The 19,937-nt window shown below is 62.9% G+C and carries 21 protein-coding genes; 3 read left to right on the top strand and 18 right to left on the bottom strand.

The genetic code is table 11. The features are described from left to right. Window positions 1-110 precede the first annotated feature (110 nt). The 11 genes from ACSQ8R_RS17645 to ACSQ8R_RS17695 all read right to left on the bottom strand — a co-directional run bounded on the left by ACSQ8R_RS17645 (window position 111) and on the right by ACSQ8R_RS17695 (window position 11,654). Window positions 111-1,004: a LysR family transcriptional regulator gene (locus ACSQ8R_RS17645; protein WP_113128564.1), complete on the bottom strand. Its 894-nt coding sequence runs from the start codon at window positions 1,002-1,004 to the stop codon at window positions 111-113. Between the two features lie 152 nt (window positions 1,005-1,156). Further along, on the bottom strand, window positions 1,157-1,564 hold the full coding sequence (locus ACSQ8R_RS17650; protein ID WP_436254576.1) for a F0F1 ATP synthase subunit epsilon: 408 nt from the start codon (window positions 1,562-1,564) through the stop codon (window positions 1,157-1,159). Between the two features lie 75 nt (window positions 1,565-1,639). After that, a complete protein-coding gene (atpD, locus tag ACSQ8R_RS17655; RefSeq protein WP_436254577.1) occupies window positions 1,640-3,070 on the bottom strand; it encodes a F0F1 ATP synthase subunit beta in 1,431 nt (476 codons plus the stop codon). Between the two features lie 23 nt (window positions 3,071-3,093). Beyond that, window positions 3,094-3,972 carry a F0F1 ATP synthase subunit gamma gene (locus ACSQ8R_RS17660; RefSeq protein WP_436254578.1) on the bottom strand — a complete coding sequence of 293 codons (879 nt, stop codon included), beginning with the start codon at window positions 3,970-3,972 and terminating at the stop codon, window positions 3,094-3,096. 30 nt (window positions 3,973-4,002) lie between these two features. Next, window positions 4,003-5,532, bottom strand: coding sequence for a F0F1 ATP synthase subunit alpha (gene atpA / locus ACSQ8R_RS17665; protein WP_436254579.1), 1,530 nt, complete (start codon window positions 5,530-5,532; stop codon window positions 4,003-4,005). Beyond that, on the bottom strand, window positions 5,532-6,098 hold the full coding sequence (locus tag ACSQ8R_RS17670; protein WP_113285717.1) for a F0F1 ATP synthase subunit delta: 567 nt from the start codon (window positions 6,096-6,098) through the stop codon (window positions 5,532-5,534). The genes atpA and ACSQ8R_RS17670 overlap by 1 nt, the downstream gene beginning before the upstream one ends. A gap of 261 nt (window positions 6,099-6,359) precedes the next feature. Beyond that, window positions 6,360-6,743, bottom strand: coding sequence for an AGROH133_08824 family phage infection protein (locus tag ACSQ8R_RS17675; RefSeq protein ID WP_436254580.1), 384 nt, complete (start codon window positions 6,741-6,743; stop codon window positions 6,360-6,362). 67 nt (window positions 6,744-6,810) lie between these two features. Then, window positions 6,811-9,033 (bottom strand): primosomal protein N', encoded by a 2,223-nt coding sequence (locus tag ACSQ8R_RS17680; RefSeq protein ID WP_436254581.1) that lies wholly within the window; start codon window positions 9,031-9,033, stop codon window positions 6,811-6,813. Between the two features lie 49 nt (window positions 9,034-9,082). Next, window positions 9,083-10,225: an AAA family ATPase gene (locus ACSQ8R_RS17685; protein WP_436254582.1), complete on the bottom strand. Its 1,143-nt coding sequence runs from the start codon at window positions 10,223-10,225 to the stop codon at window positions 9,083-9,085. Between the two features lie 41 nt (window positions 10,226-10,266). After that, window positions 10,267-10,719: a GNAT family N-acetyltransferase gene (locus ACSQ8R_RS17690; protein ID WP_436254583.1), complete on the bottom strand. Its 453-nt coding sequence runs from the start codon at window positions 10,717-10,719 to the stop codon at window positions 10,267-10,269. Between the two features lie 5 nt (window positions 10,720-10,724). Further along, a complete protein-coding gene (locus tag ACSQ8R_RS17695; protein WP_436254584.1) occupies window positions 10,725-11,654 on the bottom strand; it encodes a GNAT family N-acetyltransferase in 930 nt (309 codons plus the stop codon). Window positions 11,655-11,806: 152 nt separating this feature from the next. Here ACSQ8R_RS17695 and ACSQ8R_RS17700 point away from each other — a divergent pair, with 152 nt between their 5' ends. Both ACSQ8R_RS17700 and ACSQ8R_RS17705 read left to right on the top strand, forming a co-directional pair. After that, window positions 11,807-12,742, top strand: coding sequence for a tyrosine recombinase XerC (locus tag ACSQ8R_RS17700; protein WP_436254585.1), 936 nt, complete (start codon window positions 11,807-11,809; stop codon window positions 12,740-12,742). A 95-nt stretch (window positions 12,743-12,837) separates the two neighbouring features. Then, complete coding sequence (locus tag ACSQ8R_RS17705) at window positions 12,838-13,917, top strand: TraB/GumN family protein (RefSeq protein WP_436255509.1); 1,080 nt, start codon at window positions 12,838-12,840, stop codon at window positions 13,915-13,917. A gap of 16 nt (window positions 13,918-13,933) precedes the next feature. On the opposite strand, the gene ACSQ8R_RS17710 is transcribed toward ACSQ8R_RS17705, so the two are convergent. After that, window positions 13,934-14,422, bottom strand: coding sequence for a cytochrome b (locus ACSQ8R_RS17710; RefSeq protein ID WP_436254586.1), 489 nt, complete (start codon window positions 14,420-14,422; stop codon window positions 13,934-13,936). Window positions 14,423-14,654: 232 nt separating this feature from the next. Here ACSQ8R_RS17710 and ACSQ8R_RS17715 point away from each other — a divergent pair, with 232 nt between their 5' ends. Next, on the top strand, window positions 14,655-15,047 hold the full coding sequence (locus ACSQ8R_RS17715) for a GFA family protein (protein ID WP_436254587.1): 393 nt from the start codon (window positions 14,655-14,657) through the stop codon (window positions 15,045-15,047). Between the two features lie 105 nt (window positions 15,048-15,152). On the opposite strand, the gene lpdA is transcribed toward ACSQ8R_RS17715, so the two are convergent. The 6 genes from lpdA to ACSQ8R_RS17745 form a co-directional block, all read right to left on the bottom strand. Then, window positions 15,153-16,559: a dihydrolipoyl dehydrogenase gene (gene lpdA, locus ACSQ8R_RS17720; protein WP_436254588.1), complete on the bottom strand. Its 1,407-nt coding sequence runs from the start codon at window positions 16,557-16,559 to the stop codon at window positions 15,153-15,155. 81 nt (window positions 16,560-16,640) lie between these two features. Next, window positions 16,641-17,393, bottom strand: a complete 753-nt coding sequence (locus ACSQ8R_RS17725; RefSeq protein WP_436254589.1) for an SDR family oxidoreductase — start codon at window positions 17,391-17,393, stop codon at window positions 16,641-16,643. Further along, the gene (locus ACSQ8R_RS17730; protein ID WP_436254590.1) at window positions 17,390-17,890 is read right to left on the bottom strand and encodes a hypothetical protein; all 501 of its coding nucleotides are present in this window, start codon (window positions 17,888-17,890) and stop codon (window positions 17,390-17,392) included. The genes ACSQ8R_RS17725 and ACSQ8R_RS17730 overlap by 4 nt, the downstream gene beginning before the upstream one ends. A gap of 4 nt (window positions 17,891-17,894) precedes the next feature. Continuing rightward, the gene (locus ACSQ8R_RS17735; RefSeq protein WP_436254591.1) at window positions 17,895-18,311 is read right to left on the bottom strand and encodes an MAPEG family protein; all 417 of its coding nucleotides are present in this window, start codon (window positions 18,309-18,311) and stop codon (window positions 17,895-17,897) included. A 15-nt stretch (window positions 18,312-18,326) separates the two neighbouring features. Further along, on the bottom strand, window positions 18,327-19,574 hold the full coding sequence (odhB, locus tag ACSQ8R_RS17740; protein WP_436254592.1) for a 2-oxoglutarate dehydrogenase complex dihydrolipoyllysine-residue succinyltransferase: 1,248 nt from the start codon (window positions 19,572-19,574) through the stop codon (window positions 18,327-18,329). A gap of 29 nt (window positions 19,575-19,603) precedes the next feature. Further along, complete coding sequence (locus tag ACSQ8R_RS17745; RefSeq protein WP_436254593.1) at window positions 19,604-19,930, bottom strand: YciI family protein; 327 nt, start codon at window positions 19,928-19,930, stop codon at window positions 19,604-19,606. Between the last annotated feature and the right edge of the window lie 7 nt (window positions 19,931-19,937).

A 19,937-nucleotide genomic window follows, 5' to 3' on the forward strand; every position in this document is an offset into this window, starting at 1 on the left:
AAGCTGACGAAGTTGTCCGACAATCGTACTTCGCCTACTGGGAATGGAATGTCGCAACCGATATCTCAACCGTCAATAAAGGAGATCGGTTACGCGATAGAAAAAAACTATCAAGCCATGGCGGCAGGAGTGAGGCTGCGCGCTTCGTGAAGCAGGGCCGAAACGAGCGGCGTAAACGGCTCGCGATGGGTCGCGACAAGCCCGACGATATGCGTGGCTTCCGGATCGACGATCGGGATAGTCCTGATTTCTTTTGCAAACCCGAATGATCGCGCCACGTTGCGCGGCATGATGCTCGCCCAGCGCCCGGTCCCCACATGCGATAGAAGAACCACCATCGAGTTCGATTCGAGCATCGGCTTCACCGTCACCCCCGCCTCCGCGAGATGCTGGTTGATGATCCGGCGGTTCTGCATGTCGGGCGTCAATAGACAGAGCCTAAGATCGGCCATCTCCTTCCAGGTGACGCTGTCCCGGTCGGCATAGGGCGCCCCTTCGGCGGTCACCAGATTGTAGCGCTCCGCATAGAGCGGCACGCTCGTCACCCGCCCCAGCGGCTCGTTGTCGAGATAGGTAATGCCCGCGTCGATCTCGAAATTGTCGAGCTGGGAAAGCACCTGCAGGGAATTGCGCGAGACGACGGAAAAGGTTACCTCCGGGTGCTTGGCCTGGAAGGGCTCGGTCAACCTGGGGATCATCGCCAGCGCCGTCGGGATCGACGCCAGCCTGATATGGCCGACAAGGCCCTTGCGGGCGGCGCGCATTTCCTCGCGCATCGTGCGCGCATCGCCGACAATCCGTTTTGCCCATTCCAACACGCGCTGACCTTCCGGCGTCAGGCCCTGGTAGCGCGAGCCGCGCACCACCAGCTGCACGCCGAGTTGCTCCTCGAGCTGTCGGATCGCGGCCGATAGCGAGGGTTGCGAAATGCCGCACTCCTCCGCCGCGCGGCCGAAATGGCCTTCGCGCGCAAGCGCAATGAAGAATTCCAGCTTGTCGATCATCGCGTTCCTCCACCCACCAGCGCTAACAAGATGGCGCGGCACATACAAGCGGGCATCCGGCCACAACGATAACCACCGCCGAGACGACCACCGCCAAAAGAAAAAGGCGGCCTTTCGGACCGCCTCGATCTTTCGCAGAGAATTTTGAAGTATCAGGCCGGAACGACGATACCGTTGAGGTGGGTCAATTCCGCCAGGAACTGCTCGAGCTTGGTCTTGTGCTCGTCGTTCTGCGCATGGTCGATTTCGCCCTGCGTCGTCTCGATCCGCTTCTGCAGCGTCGAGTGGGTCAGCTCGCTGGCCGGAACCGCGGATTCCGCGAGCAGCGTGCAGCCGGTCGGCAGGATGTCGGCGAAACCGCCGAAAACCACGTATTTGTTGACATGGCCGGAGGCGAGCTTCACCGAGACGACGCCCGGCTTGATCGTCGTCATCGTCGGCGCGTGATTGGCAAGCACCGTCATTTCGCCAAGCGTCGCCGGGATCACCACTTCGGTGACCTTTTCCGAGACGAGCAGGCGCTCGGGCGAAACCAGTTCAAAGTTGAAAGCCTCGGCCATGAAGGTTTATTTCCTCAGCGTGTTTATGCGGGAAAGGCGCGCCGGAGATAGTCCCGCGCGCCGTTTCGTTCAGGGTCAGGCGGCTTCCGCCAGCTTCTTGGCCTTTTCCATGGCTTCTTCGATCGAGCCGACCATGTAGAAGGCAGCTTCCGGAAGATGGTCGTAGTCGCCGTTGACGAGGCCCTTGAAGCCCTTGATCGTGTCTTCGAGCGCAACCAGCTTGCCCGGCGAACCGGTGAAGACTTCGGCGACGAAGAACGGCTGCGACAGGAAGCGCTCGATCTTGCGGGCGCGGGCAACCGTCATCTTGTCCTCTTCGGACAGTTCGTCCATGCCGAGGATGGCGATGATGTCCTGCAGCGACTTGTAGCGCTGCAGCGTGGTCTGCACCTTGCGGGCAATTTCGTAGTGTTCTTCGCCGACGACCAGCGGGTCGAGCATGCGCGAGGTCGAGTCGAGCGGATCGACGGCCGGGTAGATACCCTTTTCGGCGATCGAGCGCGACAGAACCGTCGTTGCGTCCAGGTGGGCGAACGAGGTTGCCGGCGCCGGGTCGGTCAAGTCGTCGGCGGGAACGTAGATGGCCTGAACCGAGGTGATCGAGCCCTTGGTCGTGGTGGTGATGCGTTCCTGCATCTGGCCCATGTCGGTCGCGAGCGTCGGCTGATAACCCACGGCCGAAGGAATACGGCCGAGCAGAGCCGACACTTCCGAACCAGCCTGGGTAAAGCGGAAGATGTTATCGACGAAGAACAGAACGTCCTGGCCCTTGTCGCGGAAGTCTTCAGCGATGGTGAGACCCGTCAGAGCGACGCGAGCGCGGGCGCCCGGCGGTTCGTTCATCTGGCCGTAAACGAGGGCTGCCTTGGAGCCTTCGCCGCCGCCATGCTTGTTGACGCCCGATTCGATCATTTCGTGGTAAAGGTCGTTGCCCTCGCGGGTACGCTCACCGACGCCTGCGAACACGGAATAACCGCCGTGTGCCTTCGCAACGTTGTTGATGAGTTCCATGATCAGAACCGTCTTGCCGACGCCGGCACCGCCGAAGAGGCCGATCTTGCCGCCCTTTGCGTAAGGCGCGAGAAGATCGACGACCTTGATGCCGGTGACCAGAATCTGGCCTTCGGTCGACTGATCGACATAGGCCGGCGCTTCCTGGTGGATGGCGCGCTTGCCGGACGTGACGAGCGGACCGGCTTCATCGACCGGCTCGCCGATGACGTTCATGATGCGGCCGAGCGTTTCCGGGCCGACCGGAACGGTGATCGGAGCGCCGGTATCGGTGACCTTCTGACCACGAACCAGACCTTCGGTCGAGTCCATCGCGATGGTGCGGACGGAGCTTTCGCCGAGGTGCTGCGCGACTTCGAGAACGAGGCGGTTGCCGTTGTTGTCGGTTTCAAGCGCGTTCAAGATCGCCGGCAGTTCGCCGTCGAAAGCGACGTCGACGACAGCGCCGATAACCTGGGTCACCTTGCCGAGGGACGTGCCCGTTGCGGTAGCCATGATTCTTACCCTCTTTCTTTACCTCAGAGCGCTTCCGCGCCCGAAATGATTTCGATGAGTTCCTTGGTGATCTGTGCCTGGCGCTGACGGTTGTAGGAAAGCGTCAGCTTGTTGATCATGTCACCGGCATTGCGCGTCGCGTTGTCCATTGCGGACATCTGCGCGCCATAGAAGGAAGCGTTGTTTTCGAGCAGAGCCCGGAAGATCTGCACGGCGACGTTCTTCGGCAGCAGGTCCTCGAGGATTTCCTCTTCGCTCGGCTCGTATTCGTAGAGCGCCGAGGCGGCGGTCGCCGGCTCGGTGGTCTCGAACTTGGCCGGGATGATCTGCGAGGCGGTCGCCACCTGCGAGATCACCGACTGGAAGCGCGCGAAGAACAGCGTCGCGACGTCGAATTCACCGGCATTGTAAAGTGCGAGCACCTTGTGGGCCACCTCGTCCGCCTGGGCGAAACCGAGCTGCTTGACTTCGCGGAACGTCACGTAGTCGACGATGTTTTCGCGGAACGAGCGGCGCAGGATGTCGTTGCCCTTGCGGCCGACGGTGAGGATCTTCACCGTCTTGCCCTGGGCAAGCAGCTTCAGCGCGTGATCGCGGGCGAGACGGATGATCGAGGAGTTGAAGCCCCCGGCCAGACCGCGTTCGCCGGTCGCGACGATCAGGAGATGAACCTGGTCCTTGCCCGTGCCCGAAAGCAGGAGCGGTGCTTCGGCATTGCCGGCATTGGCGGCCGAAAGGCCGGCCAGCACCTTGGTCATACGTTCCGCGTAAGGACGGGCGGCCTCGGCCGCCTCCTGGGCACGGCGCAGCTTCGCCGCGGCGACCATTTTCATCGCCTTGGTGATCTTCTGCGTCGCCTTGACGGAGGCGATCCGGTTTTTCAGATCCTTAAGTGAAGGCATCCGTTATCGGTCCTCGAGATTGATCCGTTCTCAGGCGAAAGACTTGGCGTAGCTGTCGAGAGCGGCCTTGAGCTTCGCGCGGGTGTCGTCGGAAAGCTGCTTCTCGCTACGGATCGTATCGAGGAGAGCCTTGCCTTCGGAGCGGAGGTACGAGAGGAAGCCCTGCTCGAACTTGCCGACCTGGGCAACCGCGATCTTGTCGAGATAGCCGTTGACGCCGGCGAAGATCACCGCGACCTGCTCTTCCGTCTTCAGCGGCGAGAACTGCGGCTGCTTCAGGAGTTCGGTCAGGCGTGCACCGCGGTTCAGGAGGCGCTGCGTCGAGGCGTCCAGGTCGGAACCGAACTGGGCGAAGGCGGCCATTTCGCGATACTGGGCGAGTTCGCCCTTGATCGAGCCGGCAACCTGCTTCATCGCCTTGATCTGCGCGGCCGAGCCGACGCGGGAAACCGACAGACCGACGTTAACGGCCGGACGGATGCCCTGGTAGAACAGGTCGGTTTCAAGGAAGATCTGGCCGTCGGTGATCGAGATCACGTTGGTCGGAATGAAGGCCGAAACGTCGTTACCCTGGGTTTCGATGACCGGCAGAGCCGTCAGCGAACCGTTGCCGCGCTCGTCGGAGAGCTTTGCGGCGCGCTCCAGAAGGCGGGAATGCAGGTAGAAGACGTCGCCCGGATAAGCTTCGCGGCCCGGCGGGCGGCGCAGCAGCAGCGACATCTGGCGATAGGCGACGGCCTGCTTGGAAAGGTCGTCGTAACCGATCAGGGCGTGCTGGCCGTTGTCGCGGAAATATTCGCCCATGGCGCAACCGGCGAACGGTGCGAGATACTGCATCGGAGCCGGATCGGAAGCGGTCGCGGCAACGATGATCGAGTACTGCAGGGCGCCACGCTCTTCGAGAACCTTGACGAACTGGGCAACCGTCGAACGCTTCTGGCCGATAGCGACGTAGACGCAGAACAGCTTTTCAGAGTCCGGGCCGTTGTCGTGAATGGCCTTCTGGTTGAGGATCGTGTCGAGAATGATGGCGGTCTTGCCGGTCTGGCGGTCGCCGATGACCAGCTCGCGCTGGCCGCGGCCGACCGGGATGAGCGCGTCGATGGCCTTGAGGCCGGTCGACATCGGCTCATGAACCGACTTGCGCGGAATGATGCCCGGAGCCTTGACGTCGACGCGCGAACGGCGCGAAGCGTTGATCGGGCCCTTGCCGTCGATCGGGTTGCCGAGCGCGTCGACGACGCGGCCGAGCAGTTCCGGACCGACCGGAACGTCAACGATGGCGCCGGTCCGCTTGACGGTGTCGCCTTCCTTGATCTCGCGGTCGGAACCGAAGATGACGACGCCGACATTGTCGGCTTCGAGGTTGAGCGCCATACCACGGATGCCGCCCGGGAATTCGACCATTTCGCCGGCCTGGACGTTGTCCAGACCGTAGACGCGGGCAATGCCGTCGCCGACGGACAGAACCTGTCCGACTTCGGAAACCTCAGCCTCCTGGCCGAAGTTCTTGATCTGGTCTTTCAGAATTGCGGAAATTTCCGCGGCGCGGATATCCATCAGCCAACCTCTTTCAGTGCAAGCTTAAGGGTGGAAAGTTTGGTGCGAAGGGAAGTGTCGATCTGACGAGAACCAACCTTGACGATCAGGCCGCCGAGGATCGACGGATCGATCGTCACGACGATTGCGACGTCCTTGCCGGTTACGCCCTTCAGCGCCGACTTGAGTTCGTTTTCCTGCGCCTGGGAAAGCGCATGCGCCGAGGTGACCTCGGCAGTGATTTCACCGCGATGTTCGGCGGCGATCTGGCGGAAGGCGCGGATCATGCCGGGCATCGCGAACAGACGACGATTGCCGGCGACCACCTTCAGGAAATTGGCGACGAGACCGGAAATGCCAGCCTTCTCGGCAACGGCGATCACAGCCTTCTGCTGGTCCTCGGCGGAAAATACCGGGCTTGCGACCAGGCGTCGCAGGTCTTCACTCTCATCCAGCAGCGCCTGAAACCGATCAAGATCGGCACCGACCTTATCGACCGAACCTGCCTCGAGAGACAGTTCGAAAAGCGAGGAAGCATAACGCTCCGCTACACCGGAAATAAGCTGGGACGTGTCAGCCACGGGCACAGTTTCCCTGTATTGCCATCCAAGCGCCAGACCCTGCGGGAGAGGTGTATCAAGAGCTTGAAATCGTTTGATTTTTTCTCAGAACCTGCAGAGCTCGCGCACTACCCTTTCCGACTTTCGCGGTCCGTCTAGCATAGGCTGTAAGGACTCGCAACACGCCTGATAACGGAAAAAGCCGGACACGCAAGGGCTGAGAACGATTTTATACCGGAAGCGGAGGGATTTTTGGCGGGCTACGGCCCGCATTCTCCGAATTAAGCGTCAGATATAGCCGAAGACATAGGCGAGCGGCCCGCCGGCAAGTGCAACCTGAAGTAGGGAAAATGCTATATTTCTGGGGGTGAAGCCTCGATCCAGGGCACAGGACAGCAATCGCCCCAGAGCGGCAAATCCGAGCGCAATGCCAAGCGTCATGTAGATCCAGTCCTGGGCGAGCATGATCGCCGCAAGACCGAAGCCGAGGTGATGGGCGCCGGCGGAGCGGACAGCGGCATACCCTTCCGGTCGCACTTCGCCGATCTGGAATGCGGTCAGGCGCAAGACGACGGCGGGAAACAGAAACACGAGGAGGCCGAGTGCCGCGGTAGCCGCCGCACAGACGAAAGCCGCCTGCTCGCCGAGTTCAGTGGGAAAGTAGAGTTCCATGTCGCCTCGCATCCTTCGAATCGCAAGATTCTAACGCAAGCGGTAAACAAGTCGCAAAGAACCGCGATCAAAGAAAACTCTGCGGGTCGATATCGAGCTGGATCTGCAGCGAGCCGCGCTGTTTCGGGCCGTTTTCCAGCATGGCCCGCAGAAACGCCTGCATGTCCGAATTGCGCCGTCCATGCACCAGCAGCCGGAAGCGATGCCGCCCCCGCACCAGCGCCAGCGGCGCCTCCGCCGGACCGAGCACGGAAATACCGGTGACCTTCGGAGCGGCCGCCCTGAGCCCCCGCGCATGGGTTTCCGCATCCGCCCGGGTGTCGGCGGAGACGATCAGCGAGGCAAGCCGGCCAAAGGGCGGCAGGATCGCCTTTTCCCGCTCGGCGATCTCCCGCTCGTAGAAGGCGCCGGCGTCACCCGAGACGATCGCCTGCATCACCGGATGCTGCGGCTGGAAGGTCTGCAGCAGGCCATGGCTCTTGAGGCCGGTTCGCCCGGCCCGGCCCGTCACCTGGGAGAGAAGCTGGAAGGTACGCTCGGCGGCGCGCGGATCGCCGTTCGACAGGCCGAGATCGGAATCGACGATGCCGACCAGAGTCATCAGCGGAAAGTTATGGCCCTTGGCGACCAGCTGCGTGCCGATGACGATATCCGCCTCGCCCTTGGTGATCGCCTCCAGCTCCAGCCGCATGCGCTTGACCCCACCGAGCAGGTCCGACGACATGACGATGGTCCGCGCATCCGGAAAATGCTTTTCGACTTCCTCGGCGATGCGTTCGACGCCGGGACCGCAGGCGACCAGATGGTCGAGCGTACCGCATTCCGGGCAGGCTTCCGGGGTCCGCTCCGAATAACCGCACTGATGGCACTGGATCTGGCTCTTGAACCGGTGTTCCACCAGCCAGCTCGAACATTGCGGGCACTGGAACCGGTGACCGCAGACGCGGCAGAGCGTCAGCGGCGCGTAACCGCGGCGATTGAGGAAGAGCAGCGCCTGTTCCTTGCGCTCGATCGTCCGGCCGATCGCCCGCAAAAGCACCGGCGACAGGAAGCCGCCACGCTCCGGCGGATGGCGGCGCATGTCGATCAGGTGCAGGTCCGGCAGCGCCGCATCGCCGAAGCGGGTCGGCAGGTGCACGGTATTATAGCGCCCGGCAAGCCCGTTCACCTGGCTTTCCACCGAGGGCGTCGCCGAGACGAGAACGATCGGAAAGTCACCGATCCTTGCGCGCACCACCGCCATGTCGCGGGCATTGTAGAAGACCCGGTCCTCCTGCTTGTAGGCCGGGTCGTGCTCTTCATCGACGATGATCAGCCCGAGATCCTCGAACGGCAGGAACAGCGCCGACCGGGCACCTGCCACCACCTTCACCTCGCCTGTCACCACGCCGCGCCAGACCTTTTCGCGCATGCGGGGGGCGAGATCCGAATGCCATTCGCCTGGCTTCGCGCCGAACCGCTGCTGGAAGCGTTCGAGGAAGCTCGAAGTCAGCGCGATTTCCGGCAGCAGGATCAGCACCTGCTTGCCGCGCCTCAAGGTTTCGGCGATCGCCTCGAAATAGACTTCCGTCTTGCCCGAACCGGTAACGCCGTCGATCAGCGAGGTGGAGAACCCGCCTTCCCGGATCGAGTCCAATATCTCCACGGACGCCTGTTTCTGTGGCCCCTCGATACGCGGGCTCGTATAATCCGGATCAGGCCTCGCCACGACCGGCGGCGGGGCCAGGAACACCGTCTCGAATATGCCCTGCGCGGTCAGTCCGTCGACGACACTCATCGAAACGCCGGCGGCATGCGCCAGCCCGCTGCGCGTCCACGGGATTCCTTCTTCGCCGGCAAGATCGAGCACCCGGGCGCGCGCCGGCGTCAGCCGCTCCGGCTGGCCGCCGAGATAGCGCAGGCCTTCGACCATCGGCTCCGGATCGAGCGCCGCCGGGGCCCTTATCGCCATGCGTGCCACGAGGCCCGGCGGCGACAGCGTATAGCTCGCCACCCAGTCGACGAAGTCGCGCATCTCCTTGGAAAGCGGCGGGCAATCGAAGACCAGCGTGATCGGCCTCAGCTTCTTGGGATCGAGCTTATCGTCGTTGTCACCATCCCAGACGACGCCGATCAATTGCCGCGGACCGACCGGCACCTGCACGACCGAACCGGGCTCCACATGCACGCCTTCCGGCACGGCATAGCTATAGGCGCCCGGCACCGGCAGCGGCACCAGGACCGGCACCACCTTCGCCAATGGCGGCGCTTCGAACAGCGAACCGAAGAGATCGGACGAATCTTTGCCCATGGGCGGCGACCATGCCCAAACCCGGAACAAAAGTGAACCCTAAAGACGGCTACTCGTCATCGTCTTCACCGTCTATGACGCCTGTCAGCCGCATGCCGTCGATCCAGGTGGCGCCTTGCCTGCGGATCACTCGCCGCGGCCGCGTGCCGCAGCGCTCCTGAACGGCGGATGCGAGCAGTTCCGAATGGGTGACGATCCAGATCTGGCTGTGGCGGGCCGCCTGCGCGATCATGTCCGCCAGCGGCGCCAGCATGTCCGGATGCAGGCTCGCCTCCGGCTCGTTGAGCGCGATCAGCGGCGGCTGGCGGTAGGACATCAGCGCCGCCGCCAAGCCCAGAAAGCGGATCTGCCCGTCGGAAAGCTCGCGCGGCTGAAAAATCCGTTTGGGGAAATCCGGGAAGACGAGGCCGAATTCGGCATATTCATTCGGCTCAGGCACATGCAGTTTTGCCCCGCCAAGAGCCGCGGCAACAGCCTGGTCCAGCTCCACCGTGTCGCCGCGGGTATGCACGAGCGTCGCGAACACCGCCGCCATGTTGCCACCGTCCTGATCGAGCAGCGGCGAGGTAACCGCAAGGCAGGGCTGCCGCAGGGCGGAATCCCGATCCGTTCGAAAACCATGGAAGAACCGCCACCCGTCGATCAATCGCCGGAAGGCGCCGACTTCCGGATAGTGCCCGGCGTCGCCGAGAAGAGCGACCGCCGTCTCGGAGGTCATCGCCTGCTCGGGATATTCCTCCATCCGGCCGCTTGTCCCCCGTACCATGATGCCCGGCCCGACCCGCTTCATCATCGTCACCGGCCGCGAACCGGTTTCGACGACAAGCTCCTCCTCCTTCACCTGCGGCTCGAAGGCAAAGCCCGCTGCGTCGATAGGCGGACGAAGCCCCGCCTCGACCCGGTAGCGGAACGTCACCGCCCGCTCTTCATCAAGAACTTCGACCTCGAGCTTGATGCGGAAATTCTTCTCCTGCCGGCGCTGACCGGACCACAGCGCCGAGGCCATGCCGCCCTCGGCCGCGATCTCGTAGGCAAGATTGCCGCGAACAGCTGCCTGCACAAGCTGCAGGGCGCGATAGAGATTGGATTTTCCCACCCCGTTTTCGCCGATGAACAGATTGACGCCGGCCAGATCCATGCGGATCGAGCGCAGCGAACGGTAGTTGGCGGCGAACATCGAGCGAAGCAGCATGCCTTTTCCCTATCTGAAGAGCGGGATGAAAAGAACGCCGTTCAGGTGAGGCGCAGGGTATGTGTGTAGCTCTCGCCGGTCAGCGGCTGAAATCCCATGGCCTCCCAGAAACGGCAGGCATCATCGCTGCCGGCATGGACGGTCACGACCGTGGTGAAGGAGCGGGCATGTTCGATCAGCCGCTCGGCAAGACACCGGCCGACACCCTTGCCCCGGTACGACTGCGACACATAAAAGCGGCGCATCCTCAGCCAGTCGGCCCGCGACGGTTCGACCGTCATCCCGCCGACGGCGATCATCCGCCCCTGATCATGGGCACCGAGCAGGCTTTCGCCAGGTCGTTCGAACCGGTTGGTTCCCGCCGACCATTCCTCGGCAATCCGCAGGATGTGATTATAGCCTTCCTGCCTTGCTGCTTCGGCCAGCGGTCCGATGCCGCTGGCAAGCCGGTTGCCAAACGGGACAATCACAATATTCAGATCTTCGGGGCTCATGTCCTTCACGCCGCCGATGCTGTCTGCGGTTTCTCGGCCGGCTTGAACACCGCATCGCCATCGGCGGCAAGCTCGAACACGGTGTGCTGTTCCAGCGCCTTGGTCACCTCCGTCATGTCGCCTTCCAGCGCCGACGGCGGGATCATCTGGCCGACCGTGAAATCGAAATGATCGCCCTTCTTGTTCAGGAGTTCGTAAAACACCGTCATGTCGCGCAGTTCCGTCGACCACTTCGCGAACCAGTAGAACAGGCCGGAATTGCGGGCCCGCATGTGGATCGGCAGGATCGGCAGGTTGTATTTGCGGGCGAGGCTGACAGCGGACGTCTTCCACGGGCGCTCGTTCAACTTGCCGTCCGCCCAGTAGGCGATGCGCCCCGACGGAAACAGCACCATCACCTTCCCGTCCTCGATCGTCTTGTTGGTCAGCACCAGCGTCTCGCGGGCCTTGAGCTTGGTCTTGTGCTCCTCCCGCCATTCGACCGGGATGATCATCTCGGCAAAGCGGGGATTGACGCGCACCGCATCGCGGTTAGCGAACACCATCATGTCCGGGCGCCGCGACTTCAGGAGGTCGAAGACGGCAACCCCGTCGGCGATACCGGTCGGGTGATTGCTGACCAGGATGAAGCCGCCCTTTTCGGGAATGCGCTCAGCATTGGCGACCGTGACATCCAGCTTCAGGAGGTTGCTCATGTATTCGAAGCACTGGAAACCGTTGAGCGTCGAGATGTCGTTGGCGAACCTGATCGCCCGCCCATAACGCAGCAGCGTGTAGAGGAACGGCCGCATCACCGGCCAGAGCGGATTCTGGACGATCCGCTGGCCGCGTTCGGCAATCAATGTGTCGACGATGTGGCCGGGTCTGCCTTGTGAAATGAGGGCGATTGTTTCCGCGAACTGTCCAAACGTGGTCGTAGATACACGGCGCGCCATAGAAACTCCCGCAGGCAGGATCTGCTTGGTATGGCAGCCCCGTATGATCGAACGATGACATCGTTACCCAGGACTAAGGCAGTCTTAGGGATTTTGTAACGCCGTCCAGAGCAATCTGGGGCGCAACCAATCCAAATTCAACGGGGCCGACAGTGAATGAGCTGCTGATTATCGCCGCACCCGATCTCTTGGAAAAACGTCGCGAATGGCTGGAGAGCCTGACGGGTGAGCGCCGCCTGTCGGGCAACACGCTCGATGCCTATGAGCGCGATACGCGGCAGTTTTTGACGTTTCTGACCGGGCATCTGGCAGGTCCGGCAAGAATTTCCGATATCCACACCCTGCGCCCGGCCGACCTGCGTGCCTTTCTGGCGGCCCGTCGCCGCGAGGGTTCCGGGGCTCGGTCGCTCGGCCGGCATCTCGCGGGGCTTCGTTCATTTCTTCGTTATCTCGAACGCAAGGGCCTGGTGAATGCCGCCGCCGCAGGAGCCATCCGCGCCCCAAAACAGCCGAAATCCCTGCCGAAACCGCTGACCGACCGCCAGGCGCTCAACCTCGTCACGACAGGCGCCCAGTTGCAGGAAGAACCGTGGATCGCCGCCCGCGACGCCGCCGTGCTGACCCTGCTCTACGGCTGCGGCCTGCGCATCTCCGAAGCGCTCGGGCTCAAGCCCGACGACCTGACGTCGGGCGCCACGACGCTGCGGATCACCGGCAAGGGCGGCAAGACCCGTCTCGTACCGCTGCTCCAGGTCGTGTTCGACGCCGTGGAGACTTATAAGAAACTCTGCCCCTACCATCTGGAAGCCGGCAAGCCGCTGTTCCGCGGCGCCCGCGGCGGCCCGCTGCAGCCGGCGATCATCCAGCGGGAGATGCAGAAGCTCAGGAGCGCATTCGGCCTGCCGGAGACGGCCACCCCGCATGCGCTGCGGCATTCCTTCGCCACCCATCTGCTCGCCGGCGGCGGTGACCTGCGCACCATCCAGGAACTGCTCGGCCATGCCAGCCTTTCGACCACCCAGGTCTATACCGGCGTCGATTCATCGCGGCTGCTGGAGGTCTACGACCGCGCCCATCCCCGCGCGTGAACCCACGCATGAACCAAGTTTTTAACCAGTTGCGTTAAGCGCTTGTGCAGCCGGCGTCGCTAACATGCCGACAACCCTTGCCGACGGATGACATGATGACTCCCGCCCTTGCCTCTCCCACCGGCGCTTTCATGAAGCGCGCCCAAGGTTTCGTGCTGTGGCTGATCGCAGCCGCACATGTCCTGGCACTTGCCTCCCTTCTTCTGGTCCTCGGCTCATTGTCCCCGGCGCGGGCGGAAACACCCGGCTGCGACGGCCGGAACCTCCTCGAGCAGATGAAGGCCGAAAAATCGCCGCTCTACGACCAGATCGTCACCGAGGCCGCCAAGGTGCCAAACGGCAGGGGCATATTCTGGAAGATCGAGAAGGCGGGGCTTCAACCATCCTATCTGCTCGGCACCATGCACGTGTCCGATCCTCGGGTTCTGAAAATGCCGCTCGGCGCCGCCGAAGCCCATTCCAAGGCAAAAACCATCATCATCGAATCCGACGAGGTCATCGACGAAAAGAAGGCGATGGCGAAGATGCTCGCCAAACCGGAACTGATGATGCTGACGGATGGCAGCACGATCGATTCGCTGTTGCCGAAGGACGATGTCGCGCTGCTCGAAGCCGGCCTGAAGGCGCGCGGGGTGCCGCTTTCGGCCGTCTCGCGCATGCGGCCCTGGATGCTGATGGCGCTCGTTTCGGTGCCGGCCTGCGAGCTTGCCCGCAAGGCGCAGAACGTCGCCTTCCTCGACAAGAAGATCGCCGAGCAGGCAACGGCCGAGGGCAAGCCGGTCAAGGGACTGGAAACGCTCGAAGAGCAGGCGGCGGCGCTGAACGCCATCCCGATCGAACTGCACCTCAAGTCGCTGATCGAGACCATCAAGCTCGGCAAGCGCGTCGATGATGTCTTCGAGACGCTGACGGAGGTCTATCTTTCCGGTGAGATCGGTCTCGCAATGCCGATGCTGAAAGCCGTGGCACCCGACGGAACCGAGGACGAAGCCGGTTACGGCGACTTCGAAAACCTGGTCGTCAGCAAGCGTAACCATGTGATGGCCGACCGGGCAGCTCCGATCCTCGACCAGGGCGGCGCCTTCATGGCGGTGGGCGCCCTGCACCTGCCGGGCGAGGAAGGCCTCGTCGAACTCTTCCGGAAAAAGGGCTTCAAGGTGACGGCCGTCAATTGACGCCGCCTATTCCTCGTCAACCGCTCGTCATCCGTTTCAGCACATCGGTCTTCCAGTAGAACTGGTGCACCAGCGCGCCGCCGATATGGGCGACGATCAGTGCCCACATCAGCAGTTTCATCGGTCCTGAATGGACAAATGCAGCCGTCGTATTGCCGAAATACCAGGCGCCGATACCAGCGAGCGGCATCGCCAGAAAGAGCGCATAGAACGCCCAGTGGCCGATCCTCGCCACAACCCGAAGGAATGGCGGCTCCTGTATCGGCTCCGGCGGCACGCCTTGCATGAACCGCAGACAGAGCCGGATCAGGGCTAGGACCAACACAGCGATGCCGACATAGGCATGGATGTTCGCCGCGCTCACCTGCTCGGGCGTCAGCGCTTCGCCGCGGAACATCAGCCGGCCGGCAGTCTCCATGGCATCGCTGAAGATCAGGTTGAAAAGGATGAGCGCCGCCATCAGCCAATGCAGGATACGCTGCGGCACAGTGAAGGAGGGAGCCATTTCTCGACCTTTACTGAAGGTTGGAACAATGGGATCCAGTCTATGGTCGTTTGCCGCAGGCTCAAGCGAAAGCAGCAAGCCTGTCCAAGATTTAATCCTGGAATTGACCAATCGTAATTCCAGCCCATGTGTTCGCCCGGAGGCGATGATCAATCATCCGCTGCGAACAATTGCGCCGAAGACGATGGCCGGTGTAAAAACTCCCGCCGCCTGATCTTGGAGGAGACGCGACATGGATCGATTTATCGGCGGCTGCCTGTGCGGCAATGTTCGAATTGTGGCGTCGGGACTGCCGTACCGCGTCGGCGTTTGTCACTGTCTCGACTGCCGCAAGCATCATGGAGCGCTTTTCCACGCTTCCGCGATATTTCCCCAGGACGCGGTGAGGATCGATGGCGAGACACGCGATTACGCCGGGCGGTTTTTCTGTCCCCGCTGCGGCTCGTCGGTTTTCGCACGCACCGCGGACGAGATCGAAGTCAACCTCGGATCCCTGGATGCCAGCGACCAACTGACGCCAACTTACGAAAGCTGGATCATCCGCCGAGAGTCCTGGTTACCGCCGTTTCCGGTCACCAGGCGATACGAGCGTGATCGCGACGCCACGGGTCGCTTCGAGGAATAGCCCGCTCGGACGTGCATAGGCTCCAACGCTACGACGTCTAACGGAAGAGGGCGGGACAATGCCCCGCCCTTTCTGCTTGCCCTGGCATGAAACCGCCAAGCTTACTCACATATGGATCGGCTTGAAGAAGGTCGCCAATGCCGCTTCCTTGACCGCTTCCGACATGGTCGGGTGGGCATGGCAGGTACGGCCGAGGTCTTCCGAGGATCCGCCGAATTCCATCAGCACGGCGATCTCGTGGATCATCTCGCCGGCGCCGAAGCCGACGATATGGCCGCCGAGAACCCGGTCGGTGTCCTTGTCGGCGAGGATCTTCACGAAACCGTCCGTCGCCAGCATGGCGCGGGCGCGGCCGTTGGCGGTGAACGGGAACTTGCCGACCTTGTAGGCGATGCCTGCGGCCTTCAGTTCTTCCTCGGTCTTGCCGACGGAAGCCACTTCCGGCTGCGTGTAGACGACGCCCGGTATGACGTCGTAATTCACATGGCCGTGCTGGCCGGCGATGATCTCGGCCATCGCAACACCTTCGTCTTCCGCCTTGTGCGCGAGCATCGGGCCACGCACCACGTCGCCGATCGCATAGATGCCTTCGACATTGGTCTTGAAGTGGCCGTCGATCTCGACGCGGCCGCGGTTGTCGAGCTTGACGCCGGCTTCTTCCAGACCGAGGCCTGCGGTATACGGCTTGCGGCCGGTGGCGATCAGCACGACGTCGGCTTCGAGCGTCTGGGCGTCGCCGCCCTTGACCGGCTCGTAGGTGACCTTGGCGCCCGAAGCGGTCTTTTCGACGCCGGTGACCTTGGCATCCGTGCGGATGTCCATGCCCTGCTTGGCCATCATCCGCTGGAACTGCTTGGAAACCTCGCCATCCATGCCGCCGAGCAGCTTGTCGAGATATTCGACGACGGTCACCTTGGCGCCGAGGCGCGACCAGACCGAGCCGAGTTCCATACCGATGACGCCGCCGCCGACCACGATCAGGTGCGCCGGCACCTTTTCGAGCGCGATGCCGCCGGTCGACGAGATGATCACCTTCTCGTCGATCTCGACATTGACGCCCGGAATGCCGGCAACGTCGGAGCCGGTGGCGATGACGATGTTCTTGGTTTCGAGTTCCTGGGTCTTGCCGTCGTCGCCGGTCACCGAGACCTTGCCGGCCGAAACGACCTTGCCGGTGCCGATGAAGCCGTCGATCTTGTTCTTCTTGAACAGGAAGGAAACGCCATCGACATTCGACTTAACGGTCGCGTCCTTGTGAGCCATCATCTTTTCGAGATTGAGCTTCGGCGCGGAAACCTCGATGCCGAGCGCATCCATGCCGTGAGCCGCGTGGGCGAACATCTCGGAAGCGTGCAGCAGCGCCTTGGAAGGGATGCAGCCGATGTTGAGGCAGGTCCCGCCATAGGTGGCGCGCTTCTCCACGACCGCGACCTTGAGGCCGAGCTGGGCAGCCTTCACCGCGCAGACGTAACCGCCGGGGCCGCTTCCGATGACGACGAGATCATATGCCATAGTTCTTTTTCCTTTTCTTCATCTCTTCGTTTCATCGCAATTCCGAACGCAAAACCGCTGCGCACTTTTGCTGGAATTGCTTTAGCGCCCGCCACTCACGTCGAGTATGGCGCCGGTTACATAGGAAGCCGCTGGCGACAGAAAATAGAGGACGGCATCCGCCACCTCCTCCGCCCTGCCCGGCCGTTGCATGGGAACGCTGGGCGCCATGTCGCGCGCCCGGTCCGGCAGACCGCCGGATGCATGGATATCGGTGTCGATAATGCCCGGGCGGATCGCATTGACGCGCACGCCCTCGGTCGCGACTTCGCGCGCCAACCCGATGGTCAGCGTGTCGATCGCCGCCTTCGAAGCTGCGTAATCGACATATTGCCCCGGAGAGCCGAGCTTCGCCGCCATCGACGAGATATTGACGATCGCGCCGCCCTTGCCGCCATGTTTCGTCGACATGCGGCGCACAGCCTCTCCGGCACACAGGATCGAACCGGTGACATTGATCCGCATCATCCGCTCGATGCGTTCGGCGCTCATCTCGTCGATGCGCTGCGGCATGTCGACGATCCCGGCATTGTTGACCAGCCCGTCCAGCCGCCCGAAATGCCGGTCGACCGCCTCGAACATCGAGACGATCTCGCCGGCATTGCCGACATCGGCCTGGATGGCAATCGCCTCGCCGCCGGCAGCCTTGATTTCGGCCACCACCTTGTCGGCTGCCTCCTGATTGGAGGCGTAATTCACCGCCACCCGCCATCCGCGGCTCGCGGCCATCAGCGAGACCGCCGCGCCGATGCCGCGGCTTCCGCCGGTCACCAGGAGAACAGGGGTTTCGCTCATGCCTTGCATTCCTTGAATTCGTAGAGGTCCCAAGGCACTTGCCTGAGACCGCTCTTGCCCCACAGCGTCGAATGGCGGATCGCCGGGCCGAAACCCGGCATCAGGATCGCGTCCGGCGCCTGGTCGTCGGCCGCGCCCAATATGTCGATATGGCCGGTCTCCACATCAAGGGCATAGGGCACGCCGGTCCAGACAGTGCAGGCCCGAAGTTCCGCGCCCGTCGCATCGCCCTGCGGGCAGTTGTTCGTCACCATGCCACCCGGCCGCCCGGATTCCTCGTCATACATCACGTTGCCGTCGAGCTTCAGCTTGCCCCCGGTGATCGTGAACAGATGGCTGACGACAGCCGCATCCGAACCGACCGGCTTGAACGAAAGCACCGTCCCGGCAGTCGCCTCGACGAACACCGCCTTCTCGATCGCGCAGCGTTCGGCCGCCGTAGCCATGCCCGGTACCAGGCAGAATATCGCAAGCCATGTCTTTGAGGAGTTGATCATGACGTCACCGAAAGAGCGCGATGGTCATGGCGAGAAGCCCGATCAGGCTCACCGTCCAGACGAGTGACCGGATATACGGGACGCCCCACATATAGAGCGGGATGTAGACGACCCGAGAGACCAGCCAGATCCAGCCGCCGATCAGCCCCCAGCCGGACGCGTCGTCTCCGGCAAAGGCAACCCCGAGCAGCAGTCCGACGAACGCCGGATAGGTCTCCTGGAAATTTTTCGAGGCGCGGGCGGCACGGCCGGCAAACCTGCCCTTGGGCTCCGCTCCCTCGTCCCGCGGCCCGGCGTTCCAGTCGCGACCGAGTTCACGGGTCGAGAGCGTGCCCTGCAACAGCACGTGGAACACCAGCAGGACAACGCTCAAGGCCAGCAGCGTCATGTATGGCGTTGCGGTGACCCCGAGCGTTTCCATAGGTTTGTTCCCGCCTTAGAGATCGAGAACCAGGCGTTCCGGATCTTCGAGGCTTTCCTTGACGCGCACGAGGAAGGTCACGGCTTCCTTGCCGTCCACCATGCGGTGGTCGTAGGAAAGCGCGAGATACATCATCGGACGGATGACGATCTGGCCGCCGATCACCACCGGACGGTCCTGGATCTTGTGCATGCCGAGAATGCCGGACTGCGGCGCGTTGAGGATCGGCGAGGACATCAGCGAACCGTAGACGCCGCCGTTGGAGATGGTGAACGTACCGCCCTGCATGTCGGCCATCGAGAGCTGGCCGTCGCGGGCGAGCTTGCCGAGGCGGCCGATATCCTTCTCGATCTCGGCGATCGACATCTGGTCGGCGTTGCGCACGACCGGAACGACGAGGCCCTTGTCGGTGCCGACGGCGACGCCGACATGGCAGTAGTTCTTGTAGATGATGTCGGTACCGTCGATCTCGGCGTTGACGGCCGGCAGTTCCTTCAGCGCGTGGGTGACGGCCTTGGTGAAGAAGCCCATGAAGCCGAGCTTGACGCCGTGCTTCTTCTCGAACACGTCCTTGTAGCGGTTGCGCAGGTCCATGACCGCTTTCATGTCCACCTCGTTATAGGTGGTCAGCATGGCGGCGGTGTTCTGCGCGTCCTTGAGGCGGCGGGCGATCGTCTGGCGCAGGCGCGTCATCTTCACGCGCTCTTCGCGCGACGCGTCGTCGGCAGAGGAAACCGGGCGGGGTGCAGCCGGGGCGGCGGGGGCTGCAGCCGGAGCGGAAATGCCCTTGGCGACGGCGGCGATCACGTCGCCCTTCAGCACCTGGCCGCGCTTGCCCGAACCATCGATATCGGCGGTCGAGATGTTGTTGTCGGCGGCGATCTTGGCGGCAGCCGGAGCCGGCGGCATCGAGGTTGCGGCGGCAGAAGCAGCGGCGACCGGAGCCGGAGCAGCCGGTTCGGCGGCCTTGGCCGGGGCAGCTTCCGCAGGCTTTGCAGCCGGAGCAGCAGCGGCGGTACCGGCAGCGCCCTCCGCGATCTGGCCCAGCAGCGCGCCGAGGCCGACCGTCTCGCCGTTGGCGGCGACGATTTCCGTGAGAACGCCAGCAGCCGGCGCGGGAACTTCCACGGTCACTTTGTCCGTTTCGAGCTCGAGAAGCGGCTCGTCGGCCTTGACCGTATCGCCGACCTTCTTGAACCAGGTGCCGACGGTTGCCTCGCTGACGGATTCTCCGAGAGTTGGGACGCGGATTTCAGTGGCCATTGTGTGAGTTCCTGAATGGTTGTTTTCGTTTAGACGGCGGCCGCGGCACCCGCCGCAGACGTCCGCAGAATGATGGATGGCATGGGAGACGTTTCGAAGCGGAAGCCGAGAGCCGTCTTGATCACCGGATCGTTGTCGCCCAGCGCCTGGGCGGCAGCGGCGTCCGCCGCTTCCACCACCGCGATGCCAAAAGCCCCGCCTTCCGAGAAGACGGGACCGACGGCGATCGCGACGCCACTCTCCGCAAGGCCCCGCCAGTAGACGGCGTGGGCCTGCATCGCCGTCATCTCGTCCGGCGTTGCGTCATGCGGAAAGCCCGGCCGAGGCGAAACGAGCTTCAGGTGAAAATAGGCCATCCGCCCG

The sequence above is a fragment of the Neorhizobium sp. LjRoot104 genome (genome assembly GCF_964253725.1).
Lineage (GTDB): Bacteria > Pseudomonadota > Alphaproteobacteria > Rhizobiales > Rhizobiaceae > Neorhizobium.

Excerpts from the sequence above, each read along its gene's own strand:
- ACSQ8R_RS17680 (WP_436254581.1), bottom strand. The coding sequence starts at position 9,033 with ATGGGCAAAGATTCGTCCGATCTCTTCGGTTCGCTGTTCGAAGCGCCG.
- ACSQ8R_RS17685 (WP_436254582.1), bottom strand. The coding sequence starts at position 10,225 with ATGCTGCTTCGCTCGATGTTCGCCGCCAACTACCGTTCGCTGCGCTCG.
- lpdA (WP_436254588.1), bottom strand. The coding sequence starts at position 16,559 with ATGGCATATGATCTCGTCGTCATCGGAAGCGGCCCCGGCGGTTACGTC.
- ACSQ8R_RS17735 (WP_436254591.1), bottom strand. The coding sequence starts at position 18,311 with ATGGAAACGCTCGGGGTCACCGCAACGCCATACATGACGCTGCTGGCC.
- atpD (WP_436254577.1), bottom strand. The coding sequence starts at position 3,070 with ATGGCTACCGCAACGGGCACGTCCCTCGGCAAGGTGACCCAGGTTATC.
- odhB (WP_436254592.1), bottom strand. The coding sequence starts at position 19,574 with ATGGCCACTGAAATCCGCGTCCCAACTCTCGGAGAATCCGTCAGCGAG.
- ACSQ8R_RS17660 (WP_436254578.1), bottom strand. The coding sequence starts at position 3,972 with ATGCCTTCACTTAAGGATCTGAAAAACCGGATCGCCTCCGTCAAGGCG.
- ACSQ8R_RS17690 (WP_436254583.1), bottom strand. The coding sequence starts at position 10,719 with ATGAGCCCCGAAGATCTGAATATTGTGATTGTCCCGTTTGGCAACCGG.
- atpA (WP_436254579.1), bottom strand. The coding sequence starts at position 5,532 with ATGGATATCCGCGCCGCGGAAATTTCCGCAATTCTGAAAGACCAGATC.
- ACSQ8R_RS17745 (WP_436254593.1), bottom strand. The coding sequence starts at position 19,930 with ATGGCCTATTTTCACCTGAAGCTCGTTTCGCCTCGGCCGGGCTTTCCG.
- ACSQ8R_RS17645 (WP_113128564.1), bottom strand. The coding sequence starts at position 1,004 with ATGATCGACAAGCTGGAATTCTTCATTGCGCTTGCGCGCGAAGGCCAT.
- ACSQ8R_RS17695 (WP_436254584.1), bottom strand. The coding sequence starts at position 11,654 with ATGGCGCGCCGTGTATCTACGACCACGTTTGGACAGTTCGCGGAAACA.
- ACSQ8R_RS17675 (WP_436254580.1), bottom strand. The coding sequence starts at position 6,743 with ATGGAACTCTACTTTCCCACTGAACTCGGCGAGCAGGCGGCTTTCGTC.
- ACSQ8R_RS17730 (WP_436254590.1), bottom strand. The coding sequence starts at position 17,890 with ATGATCAACTCCTCAAAGACATGGCTTGCGATATTCTGCCTGGTACCG.
- ACSQ8R_RS17710 (WP_436254586.1), bottom strand. The coding sequence starts at position 14,422 with ATGGCTCCCTCCTTCACTGTGCCGCAGCGTATCCTGCATTGGCTGATG.
- ACSQ8R_RS17650 (WP_436254576.1), bottom strand. The coding sequence starts at position 1,564 with ATGGCCGAGGCTTTCAACTTTGAACTGGTTTCGCCCGAGCGCCTGCTC.
- ACSQ8R_RS17705 (WP_436255509.1), top strand. The coding sequence starts at position 12,838 with ATGACTCCCGCCCTTGCCTCTCCCACCGGCGCTTTCATGAAGCGCGCC.
- ACSQ8R_RS17715 (WP_436254587.1), top strand. The coding sequence starts at position 14,655 with ATGGATCGATTTATCGGCGGCTGCCTGTGCGGCAATGTTCGAATTGTG.
- ACSQ8R_RS17725 (WP_436254589.1), bottom strand. The coding sequence starts at position 17,393 with ATGAGCGAAACCCCTGTTCTCCTGGTGACCGGCGGAAGCCGCGGCATC.